Source organism: Citromicrobium sp. JLT1363 (assembly GCF_000186705.1).
GTDB lineage: Bacteria > Pseudomonadota > Alphaproteobacteria > Sphingomonadales > Sphingomonadaceae > Alteriqipengyuania.
In genome coordinates, this window is sequence record NZ_AEUE01000001.1 from 383,870 (window position 1) to 396,331 (window position 12,462).

The window sequence follows — 12,462 nt, forward strand, 5'->3', positions numbered from 1 at the left end:
TACGGCCAGGGCATGACACGGGCCACGCCGCGACCACGCGCCGACATTGCGATTATTGGCGGCGGCCTTGCGGGCGGATTGATCGCGCTCGCGCTGCGGAGGGCGGATCCATCGCTGGCGGTGCTGCTGATCGAGGCGGAAGAGACGCTGGGCGGCAACCATCGCTGGAGCTGGTTCGAAAGCGATCTGCCCGAAGGCGGGGAGGCGCTGCTCGCCCCCTTCCGCAAGACCCAGTGGCCGGTCGGCTATGCCGTGCTGTTCCCGCAGCACACGCGCACGCTGGACAGCGTATATTCCTCGCTCTCCTCGGTCGATTTCGACGCCGCGCTGCGGCGCGAGCTGGCGCAATCGACCATCCATGCGGGCCGCAGGGTCGCAACGCTCGATGCGGGCGGAGCGACGCTAGAAGGGGGCGAGCGGTACGATGCGCGCTGCGTGATCGACGCGCGAGGCTTCGTACCGTCGGACGCTTTCGAGGGCGGCTGGCAGGTCTTCATGGGCCGCCACCTGCGTACGCAGGCCCCGCACGAGCTGGACCGCCCGATCGTAATGGATGCGCGGGTGAAGCAGCACGACGCGTTCCGCTTCCTCTACACCCTGCCGCTTGCCGCCGACGAGCTGTTCGTCGAAGACACCTACTACCAGGACACGCCCGAGCTGGACCGTACGGCGCTGTCTGCCCGGATCGACCGCTACTGCGCGGCGGTGGGCTGGCAGGGCGATCCGCTTGCTTTCGAGACGGGCGTGCTGCCGGTGGTGACGGGTGGAGACCTTGCGCGCTACCAGCGCGAGGTGCGCGTGGACGGTGTGGCGATGGCGGGGGCCCGCGCCATGATCGCGCATCCGCTGACCAGTTACACGCTGCCCTTCGCGGTGGAGACCGCGCTGCTGGTGGCGGAAAACCGCGATCTGCCCGGCGAACAGATGGCCGCGCTGCTGGAAGCGCATGCGCGCCGCGTGTGGAAGCGCACGGGGTTCTACCGGATGCTGGGCAAGATGCTGTTCGGCGCGGCCGAACCTGCCAGGCGCTACCGCATCTTCCAGCGCTTCTATCGCCTGCCGCAGCCGCTGATAGAGCGGTTCTATGCCGGGCGCTCTACCCCGGGTGACAAGATCAGGATACTCGCGGGCAAACCGCCTGTGCCCGTCACGCGCGCGGTGCAGGCCCTGGCGGGCCATCGCCCGCCGCTTTCCATGAACGCCCAGACAATCGAAGAAGGATCGCAAGGACATGGCTGAAGGCCGCAACGCATGCGTGATCGGCGCCGGTTTCGGCGGCATGGCGCTCGCCATCCGTCTCCAGAGCGCCGGGATCGCGACGACCGTGATAGAGGGCCGCGACAAGCCCGGTGGCCGGGCTTATTACTGGGAGAAGGAAACCGACGCGGGCACCTTCACCTTCGATGGCGGGCCCACGGTCGTCACCGATCCCGATTGCCTGCGGGAACTCTGGGCGCTCTCGGGTCACGACATGGCGAGGGATGTCGAACTGGTCCCGGTCATGCCGTTCTACCGCCTCAACTGGCCCGACGGGACGAATTTCGACTATTCGAACGATCACGAAGAGCTGTTCTCGGAAATCGCCAAGCTCAACCCACGGGATGTGGAAGGCTACCAGCGCTTCCTCGATTATTCGGCGGGCGTGTACGAAGAAGGTTACGTCAAGCTGGGCACCGTGCCTTTCCTCGACTTCAAGTCGATGCTCAAGGCCGCGCCCGCGCTGGCGAAGAAGCAGGCCTATCGCAGCGTCTATTCGATGGTGTCGAAGTTCGTCGAGAACGAGAAGCTGCGCGAGGCGCTGAGCTTCCACACGCTGCTGGTCGGCGGCAATCCGATGAAGACGTCGAGCATCTATGCGCTGATCCACAAGCTGGAGATGGATGGCGGCGTGTGGTGGACCAAGGGGGGCACCAACCGGCTGATCGCTGGCATGGTCCGCCATTTCGAGCGGCTGGGCGGCACCATGCGCGTGGGTGACCCGGTGACGGGCATCGAGGTCGACGACAAGCGCGCCAGGAGCGTGCGGACCGAGAGCGGCTTCGTGCAGGGGTTCGATGCGGTCGCCAGCAATGCCGACATCATGCATTCCTACCGCGACCTGCTGGGTCGCTCCCAGCGCGGGTGGAGCATGGGGCGCAGGCTTGCCCGCAAGAGCTACAGCCCCGGGCTGTTCGTGGTCCATTTCGGGCTGGAGGGCAGCTGGCCGGGCATCGCGCATCACATGATCCTGTTCGGCCCGCGCTACAAAGGCCTGCTCGACGACATCTACAGCCACGGCGTGCTGCCGGAGGATTTCTCGATCTACCTCCACCATCCGAGCAAGAGCGACCCTTCGATGGCGCCGCCGGGCCACAGCACGTTCTACGCGCTGGTGCCTGTCGCCCATCAGGGCAAGCTGCCGGTCGACTGGGACGAGATCGGCCCGGTGCTGGAAAAGCGCATCCTCGATGAAGTGGGCAAGCGGCTGGTGCCGAACATCCACGAACGCATCGTGACCAAGTTCCACTATGCGCCCAGCGATTTTTCGCACGACCTCAACGCGCATCTGGGCAGCGCCTTCAGCCTCGAACCTGTTCTGACGCAGAGTGCCTATTTCCGTGGCCATAATCGTGACGATGTGATCAGGAACTTCTACCTCGTCGGCGCGGGTACCCATCCTGGCGCCGGCATTCCGGGCGTGGTCGGCAGTGCCAAGGCGACCGCCGGGCTGATGATAGAGGATTTGCTGAAATGATGATGCTCGCCGCCTTGCTCCTTGCCGGAGCGACCGTTCCCGGCCCCGAAGTCTCGCCTCTGGCAGAGGCCGATCATGTCCACGAATGGACGCAGGCCTACACCGATGACGAAGGCATTCTCTGGGTAGATCCCACGTGGCACGCTTCGTTGGACGTCGATGGCATCGAACTGCCGCTGTTTCTTATGCGCATGGAAATGACCCCCGATGGTATGACAAGCCCCATCATCGCCGACATGGCGATGGCAGTGGACTGCGAGCGCGACCGGATGGGGATCGCCGGTTCATGGACCGAAGCTCCGGAAGCCGAGACGCAAGGTGCCGCATGGTTTGACGAGGTGGACATGAATGTGACCGAAGAACCGCTCGGCGAAGACGATATAGCCGTTTTCCGGGCGGTCTGTGGGCCGAACTGGCAGCCGTGAACCGTCTCGCCATCTATTGTGGGTCGGCCACGCCGCCCGATCCGCGCTATGTCGAACTGGCGCGCGAAGTCGGCAGCGACCTCGCCCGGCGGGGCATCGGCGTGGTCTATGGCGGCGGGCGGCTGGGCCTGATGGGCGCGTTGGCGCAAGGCGCGCTGGCCGAGGGCGGCGAGGTGATCGGCGTGATCCCGCATGCCATGGTGGAGCGCGAATTCGCCAATCATGACTGCACGCAGCTGATCACGGTGGACACCATGCACGAACGCAAGGCCCGTTTCACCGATCTGGCGGATGGCTTCGTGACGCTACCCGGCGGGATCGGCACGATGGACGAGCTGTTCGAAGCGCTCAGCTGGGCGCAGATCGGCTACCACGAAATGCCGGTCGGCCTGCTCAACGCCTTTGGTTTTTACGATGGTTTGATCCAGTTCGTAAACCAGATGGGCGATACGGGTTTCATCAGGGCAACACATCGCGAGATTCTGCAGGTTGCGGACAGTTTGCCGGAACTGCTGGACAAGCTTGCGTCTTATGTCCCCAATACGCCGATCTATCGCATGAGTGTCGACCAGTTGTGAATCAGCCCCGCCCGCTTGTCCCTTCGCGCTTCGTGCGCCCGTCGATCCCGCGCCCCGGGGGCGGGCGAGACCGCGCCGCGCTGGTGCGGGAGGCCTATGAGGCGATTGCGCAGGGATCGCGCAGCTTCGCGCTTGCGTCGAAACTGTTCGACCGGCCGACCCGCGAACGCGTGTGGATGCTCTATGCCTGGTGCCGCCGGTGCGACGATCTGGCCGATGCGCAGGACCTGGGCGGCGAGCTGGGCGACCAGGCGGGGATCGAGGATCGTGTACAGGCGATCAAGGTGCTCACCCGCCGCGCGCTGGAAGGCGGCGCGACAGCCGATCCGGCCTTCGATGCGCTGGGCCAGGTCGCGGGCGAGGCGGGGATCACGCTGGACATGGCGAACGAGGTGATCGCCGGCTTTGCGATGGACGCGAACGGCTTCAGCCCCGCCAGCGAAAAGGAGCTGATGCGCTACTGCTACCACGTCGCGGGCGCGGTGGGCGTGCTGATGGCGCGGGTGATGTTCGCGCCCAACGACAGCTTTATCTACGACCGCGCGTGCGACCTGGGGCTGGCGTTCCAGCTGGCCAATATCTCGCGCGATCTGGTGGAGGATGCGCGGGCCGGGCGATGCTATCTGCCGGAAGACTGGCTCGCCGAAGCGGGGCTCACTTGCGAGAACTACGCGGACGAGGAAAACCGCTTTGCGCTTGCGGCCGTGTCCGCGCGGCTGGTCGACCGGATGGAAATGTACGAGGCGGCATCCCGGCTGGGCGCGAAGCACCTGCGCTTCCGCCAGCGCTGGGCGGTCCTCACCGCCGCGCGCATCTACGGCGCGATCGGACGCAAGGTGCGCGCGCGCGGCCAGCTGGCATGGGATACCCGCACCTACGTGACCTTGCCCGAGAAGCTGTGGCATGTCGCCGCAGCCTTCGGCGAGGCGCTGACCAAGCACGCGCCCGAGCCCGAGCAGTGGCCGCCCTACAAGCGCGAAGACCTGCGCCCGGTCGCCGGGTGGTAGACCTGCGCGCTGCTTGGCGGTAGCGGGTTGGCCATGATCCAGAAGCTCCTGATCGCCAATCGCGGCGAAATCGCCTGCCGCATCATCCGCACCGCGCGTTCGATGGGTATCGCCACCGTCGCGGTCTATTCCGATGCCGACGCGAGAGCGCTGCACGTGCGCTCCGCCGACGAGGCGGTGCATATCGGCCCCTCGCCTGCGGCGGAGTCCTACCTTGTAGGCGAGAAGATTATCGCCGCCGCGAAGGAAACCGGCGCGGAAGCGATCCATCCGGGCTACGGCTTCCTGTCCGAGAACGCCGATTTCGCGCAGGCGGTGAAGGATGCAGGGCTCATCTGGGTCGGCGCGCCGCCTGCCTCGATCCGCGCGATGGGACTGAAGGATGCCGCCAAGAAGCTGATGCGCGAGGCGGGCGTGCCCGTGACGCCGGGCTACGACGGCGACGACCAGTCCGCCGAACGGCTGAAGCAGGAGGCGGACGCGATCGGCTACCCCGTGCTGATCAAGGCGGTCGCGGGCGGCGGCGGCAAGGGGATGCGCAAGGTCGATGCCGAGGGCGATTTCCTCTCCGCGCTCGAATCCTGCCGCCGCGAGGCCAAGGCCAGCTTCGGCAATGACGACGTCATCCTGGAGAAGTGGATCACCTCGCCCCGCCATATCGAAGTGCAGGTGTTCGGCGACAGCCACGGCAACCACGTCCACCTGTTCGAACGCGACTGTTCGCTGCAGCGCCGCCACCAGAAGGTGATCGAGGAAGCCCCCGCGCCGGGCATGGACGAAGCCACGCGCGAGGAAATCTGCTCCGCCGCCGTGCGCGCGGCCAAGGCGGTGGATTACGAGGGCGCGGGCACGATCGAATTCATCGCCGACGCCAGCGAAGGCCTGCGCGCCGACCGCATCTTCTTCATGGAAATGAACACCCGGCTTCAGGTCGAGCATCCTGTTACCGAGGAGATTACCGGGGTCGATCTGGTCGAATGGCAGCTGCGCGTCGCGGCGGGTGAGCCGATACCGCGCAAGCAGGACGAGCTGAGCATTGCCGGCTGGGCGATCGAAGCGCGGCTCTATGCCGAAGACCCGTCAAAGGGCTTCCTGCCATCGACCGGCCCGCTCCATCACCTCGACCTCGGCCATGAGGGGCGGATCGAGACCGGCGTGGAAGAAGGCGACGAGATCAGCCCGCATTACGACCCGATGGTCGCCAAGCTGGTGGCCTGGGGCGAGACGCGCGACGACGCGATCGACCAGCTGATCGAAATGACCGACGGCGTCGAAATCTGGCCGGTCCGCACCAATGCCGCCTTCCTCGGCAATGCGCTGGGTGAGGACGACTTTGCCGACGCGCAGCTCGACACCGGATTTATCGAGGCGAAGGGCGATGCCCTGCTTGCCGATCCCGAACCCAATGATGCCATCCGCGCGGCGGCGGCCGACATCGCCCTGCTTGCGGCGGGCGTGACCGAGCAGCCGATGGCGGGCTTCCGCCTGAACCGACCGCTGCGGCTGACCGTGGCGCTGGGCCAGGGCGGCGAATTCACCACGGTCGATCCGGCCGAGGCAGCTCCCTTCGAATCGCTCCCCGGCTTTGCCGACGATTCGCGGGTGGTCGTGTTCGCGGACGGACAGGCGCACGAGTTCGATCTGGCCGCACGCGGCGGCGGCGCTCTGGCGGCGAGCGACGGCGCGATCCTCGCCCCCATGCCGGGCAAGGTCATCGCGGTCGATGTGGCCGAGGGCGACAGCGTCACCGCAGGCCAGCGGCTGATGGTGCTCGAAGCGATGAAGATGGAACACGCGCTCACCGCGCCGTTCGATGGCACCGTGACCGATCTTGCCGCCAGCGAAGGCGGTCAGGTGCAGGTCGAGGCGGTGCTGTGCGTGGTGGAGCCTGCTTCGGAATAGAACCCGCCCCGCACCCCTCCCGCAAGCGGGGTGCACTCAAGCCCAAATCAGTCTGCCACCACCGGCGGGCCGAACAGCTTGCCGCGTTCGGCGTAGAGCACCAGACCCACGCAGATCAGCGCGCCGGTGAACAGCGCGGTTGCCAGCGGTACCGCCGTGCCGTCGTAGGCATAGCCGATCCCTGCGCCGATCAGCGCGGCGGTGGTCATCCGCATGAAGGTCTGCACGCTGGCCGCCGCGCCCGCCGTCTCGCGGAAGGGATGCATGGCGATGGAGCCGAAGTTCGCGCCGATGAAGCCGAGCAGCATCATGTTTGCCGCCATCAGTGGGACGAAGGTCCACAGCGTTTCCTCGGTCATCGTCGCGAAGAACAGCTGCATCGCGGCCACGATCAGAAACAGGAACAGGCCGGTATGGCTGACGCGGCGTGCGCCGAAGCGTTCGACGATCCGCGAATTGGTCCAGCTCGCCACCGCCATCGCGCCCGCGCAGCTCGCGAAGATCAGCGGGAACCACGGCCCCGCGCCGAACGCCTCGCCTACCAGCTGCTGCGCGGAGTTGATGAAGCCGAACAAAGACCCGAAGATCACCGCGCTGCCCAGCGTATAGCCGAGCGCCTGCGGCATGGTGAGCGTGGCGCGCATGTTGCGGGCGATCACCTTGGGACGGATCGGCTGCTTGTCTTCGGGATGCAGCGTCTCGGGCAGGTTGCGCCATGCCCACAGGCCCATGCCCACACCCGCGAACGCAGTGAACACGAAGATCCAGCGCCAGTCGCCCATCAGCATCAGCACGCCCTGGCCAAGGCTGGGCGCGATTGCGGGCACCATCAGGAAGATGACGAAGATCAGGCTCATCATCCGGGCCATCTTGTCGCCGCCCACCCGGTCGCGGATGATCGCAGGCGGCAGCGCCACGATGCCGGCCGCGCCGAAGCCCTGCAGGAAGCGCAGCGCGAGCAGCGATTCGAAGCTCCACGCCAGTGCGCACAGGATCGAGAATGTGACGTAGAGCGCCAGACTGGTGAACAGCACCGGGCGGCGGCCGTAGCGATCCGCCAGCGAACCGGGCACCAGCGCGCCGAGCCCGGCGGCGAGCAGGTATGCGCCGACCACGAACTGGCGCGAATTACCCGTCGCGCCCAGATCGGTGGCAAGATTGTCCAGCGCGGGCAGGATGGCGTCGATGCCCAGCGCGTTCAATGCCATGAGCAGCGCCATCATGCCGATCAGCTGGCGTTCGCCGATCCTCTTGCCCGAAGGGGGCAGTGCCGCCGGAGAGCGCACATCCGCGCGCGGCTCCTGCCGGTCAATCGTCTCGCCGGTCGCATAATGTCCATTTCGCATCTGCACAAAACCGCAGATGGCGTCGTCGGTTCCGCTTGGCAACCTGTGTGCTATTCACGGGCCGCGATGAGCGAGGATGATGCACGGCCGGACGATGGCGCAGAGGAGAGCGCGGGCGAACAGCGCCAGCGCAAGATCATCCATGTCGATATGGACGCCTTCTTCGCCAGCGTGGAACAGCGCGACAATCCCGAATTGCGGGGCAAGCCGGTCGCGGTCGGCGGGTCGAGCGGGCGCGGCGTGGTCGCCGCCGCCAGTTACGAGGCGCGCAAGTTCGGCGTGAAATCCGCCATGCCCTCCGTCACCGCCAAGCGGCTGTGCCCCGACCTGATCTTCGTGAAGAGCCGCTTCGATGCCTACCGCGAAGCGTCCGAGCAGATACGCACGATCTTCCGTCACCACACCGATCTGGTCGAGCCGCTCAGTCTGGACGAAGCCTATCTGGATGTGACCGAAAACAAGCTGGGTATCGCCGCAGCAACACAGGTCGCGCAGATGATCCGGCAGGAAATCCGCGCGAAGACGCAGCTGACCGCGAGTGCAGGGGTGAGCTACAACAAGTTTCTCGCCAAGCTGGCGAGCGACCAGAACAAGCCCGACGGGATGTGCGTGATCCGCCCCGGCGAAGGTGCGGCCTTCGTCCAGACCCTGCCCATTCGCCGGTTTCACGGGGTGGGCCCCCGCGGGGAGGAGAAGATGGCGCGGCTCGGCATTGCGACGGGCGCGGACCTTGCGGCGAAAGACCGCGCGTGGCTTGCGCAGCATTTCGGCAGCTTCGGCGAGTATCTGTATCGCGCGGCGCGCGGCATCGACGAGCGGCCCGTGCGTGTGAACCGCATCCGCAAGTCGATCGGGGGGGAGCGGACCTTCTCGGCGGACCGGCACGAGGCGGAGGAACTGCGCACCACGCTCGACGAGATCGTAGAGATCGTGTGGGAGCGGATCGAGCGCGCGCAGGCGCGTGGGCGCACCGTCACCCTGAAGCTGAAGTACAACGACTTCCAGCTGATGACCCGCGCGCGTTCGCTGCCGCGCAATGTCGATGGCAAGGTGGAATTCGCCGCGCTGGGGCACGAGATTCTGGAAAGCCTGCTGCCGCTGCCGAAGCCCATCCGGCTGATGGGGCTGACGCTTTCCAACCTCGAGCGCGATGGCGACGAGGAGGCGCTGCGGCGGGACGGCAAGACCGGCCAGCTTTCGCTGCTGTAATTTCTTGTCGGTATTGCGAAACGGCATTACTGGATGGCGATGATCCGCTCGTTCCTGCCGCTTGCGGCACTCCTCGCTTCGCCCCTCGCGGCACAGGAAACGCCTGCTGCGCCGCTCGTCAGCTACGACGACGCGGTTGGATGCGCCTTTATCGCCATGGGTTTCGTCATGCGCGACGATCTCTCGCCCGAAAAGAAGAAGGCGGCCGGCGCTCTTGGCACCCGTTACATGGAGTATGCCAAGAGCTTGAGCGGTAAATCCACGGAGGAGGTAGTCGACGACATGTCGGCCGCCGCGAAACCCATTCTTGCCGAGGCGAAGCAGGACGCCAGGCCGGCAAAGCGGTTCGACGCGCGCTACGCAGACTGCGAAAGCAAGGCCAAGCTGTTCTAGCTTTCGGCGAGGATCGCGAGCCTGCGCCGGGTCAGCGCGCTGATCGGCCCGGGCACGCCTTCGGGCGCGAAGAACCGGGCTTCCACCACCTCGCGCCCGTCCGGCCGTGGCTCCGCGTTGGCCATGCCCGCGAAGACGTGGGCAGTCTGCGGCGCGCCGGAAACCGTCTCTTCGAATGTCGCCAGCAGGGTCGGATCGGGCAGGTCGAGGCCCAGTTCCTCGCGGATCTCGCGCCTCGCCGCCTCTGCGGGCGGCTCGCTCCCGACGATGCCGCCCCCCGGCAGCGTCCAGCCGGGCGGGCCGTAGGAATGGCGGATGAACAGCACGCGCCCCTGATCGTCGCGCACCAGCACGGTGACGGCATGCAGCTGCGGTTTTGCGATCTGCCGCCAGTGATGGCGCAGGCGGTTCGCAATGCGAAGGGCGAACCTGTCAACGGGTTTGGGGAGAAGGTGGCGCACGCTTGCCGAGGATAAAGCAAAGGGCCGACCCGGCAAGCGCCGGATCGACCCATGATGACGTTCGAAAAGCAGAGGTCGCGATCAGCCGAGCGTCGACTTGAGGAACCAGGCGCGTTCTTCCGCCATGTCGGTCCAGTCGTCCAGCAGGCCGTCGGTCGCGTTGTCGCCAGCCTCTTCGGCCAGCGGCTTCATGCCCTTGAGGCGCTTGACCATCGCCACATTGTCGTCGTGCAGTTCCTTGACCATCGCGTCGCCGTCCAGATCGGTCGAATCCTGGTCCTTCACCTGCGTTGCGCGCGCGACCGACCCGATGGAGGTCAGCGTGACTTCGCCCAGCTTGCGCACACGCTCGCCGATCGCATCGATCTGGTCGCGCAGTTCGATCGCCTGTTCGTCGAACAGCAGGTGCAGATCGCGGAAACGCGGGCCCTTCACATGCCAGTGGAAGTTCTTGGTCTTGAAGTAGAGCGCAAGGTGATCGGCGAGCAGGCCGTTGAGTTCCTGCACGAGTGCGGTTTTCGAATTATCGCCGGCTTGGGCCATGATCGGTCTCCTTTTTCTGGTCTTTTGGCTCGATGCTCCAAATGGGGGCTCGGAGGCTTCGTTTCCATAACGAGCGGGCGCGCGCGGGTTTCCCTCAAGAGCTTCGATCACAGTGATTGGTGCCGCACGGATCGGCGATGCAGGCCTCGACGTGCCGTCAGATGAGCCCGCGCGCGCCAAGGCCCAGCAGCAGCCCGCCGATCAGCACGATCGCCCCCATCGCCAGCCGGAAGCCCCGCAGCGGCAGCGCTTCGAGCTGATCGCCCAGAGCCCATCCCCCCGCCAGCGCGAGCGCGGCGCCCGCCGCCCCGCCAAGCGCGACATATTCGGGCAGGGCCGTGGCCGCCGCCAGCGCGAACAGCAGGAACCGCGCGGCGTCCCCCCATTGCCGCGCCATCAGCACGACGAAGGCCGCGAACGGCGAGCGGGTGGGCTCTTTGGGGCGTTTCTCCCGCGTCGGCCAGAACAGCTCCGCCGCCGCGACCAGCAGCGCGATGGCCACCAGCATCTGGCGCGCGGCCACCGGCAGCAATTGCGCAATCGTATCGCCTGCCAGCGCCATGAGGCCCGCGGTAAAGACCGCCGCCAGCAGGCCGGCGAGCAGGATCGCAGCGCCGAGATGCTGGCTCAGCCGCGCCACCAGCAGCTGGTCGCGAGCGCCGATCGTCAGCAGCAGGGCTGCGGCAAATCCGAAGAGGAAGGACGACATGCCCGGGTTGCGCCCGCCTCAGGCCGCGTCCTGCGCCGCGTCGCCGGGCCCGGCGCCTTCGACCAGCACCTTGTTGCGCCCGGTCTTCTTCGCTTCGTACAGCAGGTCGTCGGCCTTGCGCAGCGTGGCCTCGCTGGTCTCCGCATTGACGGCGACCCCGGCGGAAAAGGTGATCGGCGACATTGGCTCGTCCGTCTCGCGCACCTTGAGATTGCGTTCGGACAGGGCTTCCTTGGCCGCCTCCACCTGCTCGGCAAGCTTTGCGGCGTCGGGCGTTTCGGCAAGGACGAGGAACTCCTCGCCGCCCCAGCGCGATACGGGCCATGGCTCCAGCGCTTCGGTCAGCGCCTCGGCCACCAGCCGCAGCGCACGGTCTCCCACTGCGTGGCCGTAGGAATCGTTGATCGCCTTGAAATGATCGATGTCGATGATCGCGGCGCAATAGCGGACCTTGCGGATTTCGAGATCCTGGATCAGCCCGCGCGTCGCGCGGCGGTTGGGAATGCCGGTCAGCTCATCGACCAGCGCCTTGTTGCGCGCCTCGTCCAGATCGCGCTGGAGGCGGTCGATCCGGCTGGAAGCGGTGGAAAGCTCACGCTCGGCCTCGGACGCGCGGTCCAGAATTCGGCGGATCGCGCCCTTCAGGTCCTCCCCCTCGGCGCCCGCGCGGATCGCCTGGCTTTCCTCGGCAATATCGCGCCCCACGCCATCGGCCTGCCGCTTGGTTTCGCGCGCCAGGTCTCCCGCAGCGTTGAGAAACATCTCCACCGCTTCGTCGCGCGCCGCAATGCGTTCTTCGGGATCGTCGGAAGCAGAGGCGTGCTTGCCCATGATCTCCACGATCGTCTCCTGCTTCATGCGCAGGCCGTTCTCGATATAGGTGTCCGTCTCGTGGCAGATCACCTTGCTCGACCGGGTGAGGTAGAGATAGCCGAAGCGATAGTTCAGCGGTGTGGGATCGAGCAGATTCCCGGAAAGAAAGGCGAGTACGTCGCGCCCGATTGCATCCTGTTTCATGCGCCAACCATTGTGTCTGCCCCCGGTGCGGGGGCGCCAATGCCGCCCGCACGAAGCGCAACCATACGACCCGCAGGTGAATTTTTACTCAAGGGAATCCTTGAGCGCCAGAGGCTTGGGCCCTGGAAAAGGGGATAT

General features: G+C 66.3%; 13 protein-coding genes. 8 read left to right on the forward strand and 5 right to left on the reverse strand.

Annotation, left to right across the window (positions count from 1 at the left end; genetic code table 11):
- Positions 1-12 precede the first annotated feature (12 nt).
- Genes crtY through ADAD_RS0101795 form a run of 6 tightly spaced genes read left to right on the forward strand, consistent with a single transcriptional unit; the run spans position 13 to position 6,646 of the window.
- Positions 13-1,239 (forward strand): lycopene beta-cyclase CrtY, encoded by a 1,227-nt coding sequence (gene crtY / locus ADAD_RS0101770; protein ID WP_029139831.1) that lies wholly within the window; start codon positions 13-15, stop codon positions 1,237-1,239.
- The gene (locus ADAD_RS0101775) at positions 1,232-2,734 is read left to right on the forward strand and encodes a phytoene desaturase (RefSeq protein ID WP_010408613.1); all 1,503 of its coding nucleotides are present in this window, start codon (positions 1,232-1,234) and stop codon (positions 2,732-2,734) included. Before crtY ends, ADAD_RS0101775 begins: the two co-directional genes overlap by 8 nt.
- Positions 2,731-3,159, forward strand: a complete 429-nt coding sequence (locus ADAD_RS0101780; protein WP_010408614.1) for a hypothetical protein — start codon at positions 2,731-2,733, stop codon at positions 3,157-3,159. Before ADAD_RS0101775 ends, ADAD_RS0101780 begins: the two co-directional genes overlap by 4 nt.
- Positions 3,156-3,737: a TIGR00730 family Rossman fold protein gene (locus tag ADAD_RS0101785; protein WP_010408615.1), complete on the forward strand. Its 582-nt coding sequence runs from the start codon at positions 3,156-3,158 to the stop codon at positions 3,735-3,737. Before ADAD_RS0101780 ends, ADAD_RS0101785 begins: the two co-directional genes overlap by 4 nt.
- On the forward strand, positions 3,734-4,744 hold the full coding sequence (locus ADAD_RS0101790) for a phytoene/squalene synthase family protein (protein ID WP_010408616.1): 1,011 nt from the start codon (positions 3,734-3,736) through the stop codon (positions 4,742-4,744). Before ADAD_RS0101785 ends, ADAD_RS0101790 begins: the two co-directional genes overlap by 4 nt.
- Before the next feature lie 33 nt (positions 4,745-4,777).
- On the forward strand, positions 4,778-6,646 hold the full coding sequence (locus ADAD_RS0101795; RefSeq protein WP_010408617.1) for an acetyl/propionyl/methylcrotonyl-CoA carboxylase subunit alpha: 1,869 nt from the start codon (positions 4,778-4,780) through the stop codon (positions 6,644-6,646).
- A 47-nt stretch (positions 6,647-6,693) separates the two neighbouring features.
- Here the strand turns inward: ADAD_RS0101795 and ADAD_RS0101800 are convergent, their stop codons facing one another.
- Complete coding sequence (locus tag ADAD_RS0101800) at positions 6,694-7,992, reverse strand: multidrug effflux MFS transporter (protein WP_083825531.1); 1,299 nt, start codon at positions 7,990-7,992, stop codon at positions 6,694-6,696.
- Positions 7,993-8,058: 66 nt separating this feature from the next.
- On the opposite strand from ADAD_RS0101800, the gene dinB reads away from it, so the two are divergent.
- Together dinB and ADAD_RS0101810 are read left to right on the forward strand one after the other, a co-directional pair.
- On the forward strand, positions 8,059-9,201 hold the full coding sequence (gene dinB, locus ADAD_RS0101805; RefSeq protein ID WP_010408619.1) for a DNA polymerase IV: 1,143 nt from the start codon (positions 8,059-8,061) through the stop codon (positions 9,199-9,201).
- A 33-nt stretch (positions 9,202-9,234) separates the two neighbouring features.
- The gene (locus tag ADAD_RS0101810; protein ID WP_010408620.1) at positions 9,235-9,594 is read left to right on the forward strand and encodes a hypothetical protein; all 360 of its coding nucleotides are present in this window, start codon (positions 9,235-9,237) and stop codon (positions 9,592-9,594) included.
- On the opposite strand, the gene ADAD_RS0101815 is transcribed toward ADAD_RS0101810, so the two are convergent.
- From ADAD_RS0101815 to ADAD_RS0101830, 4 genes are all read right to left on the reverse strand, one after another.
- Positions 9,591-10,055, reverse strand: a complete 465-nt coding sequence (locus ADAD_RS0101815) for an NUDIX domain-containing protein (RefSeq protein WP_010408621.1) — start codon at positions 10,053-10,055, stop codon at positions 9,591-9,593. The genes ADAD_RS0101810 and ADAD_RS0101815 overlap by 4 nt on opposite strands.
- An 81-nt stretch (positions 10,056-10,136) precedes the next feature.
- Positions 10,137-10,598, reverse strand: a complete 462-nt coding sequence (locus tag ADAD_RS0101820) for a Dps family protein (protein WP_010408622.1) — start codon at positions 10,596-10,598, stop codon at positions 10,137-10,139.
- Between the two features lie 157 nt (positions 10,599-10,755).
- Positions 10,756-11,307 (reverse strand): TMEM165/GDT1 family protein, encoded by a 552-nt coding sequence (locus tag ADAD_RS0101825; protein WP_010408623.1) that lies wholly within the window; start codon positions 11,305-11,307, stop codon positions 10,756-10,758.
- 18 nt (positions 11,308-11,325) lie between these two features.
- Positions 11,326-12,324, reverse strand: a complete 999-nt coding sequence (locus ADAD_RS0101830; protein WP_010408624.1) for a GGDEF domain-containing protein — start codon at positions 12,322-12,324, stop codon at positions 11,326-11,328.
- Positions 12,325-12,462 lie beyond the last annotated feature (138 nt).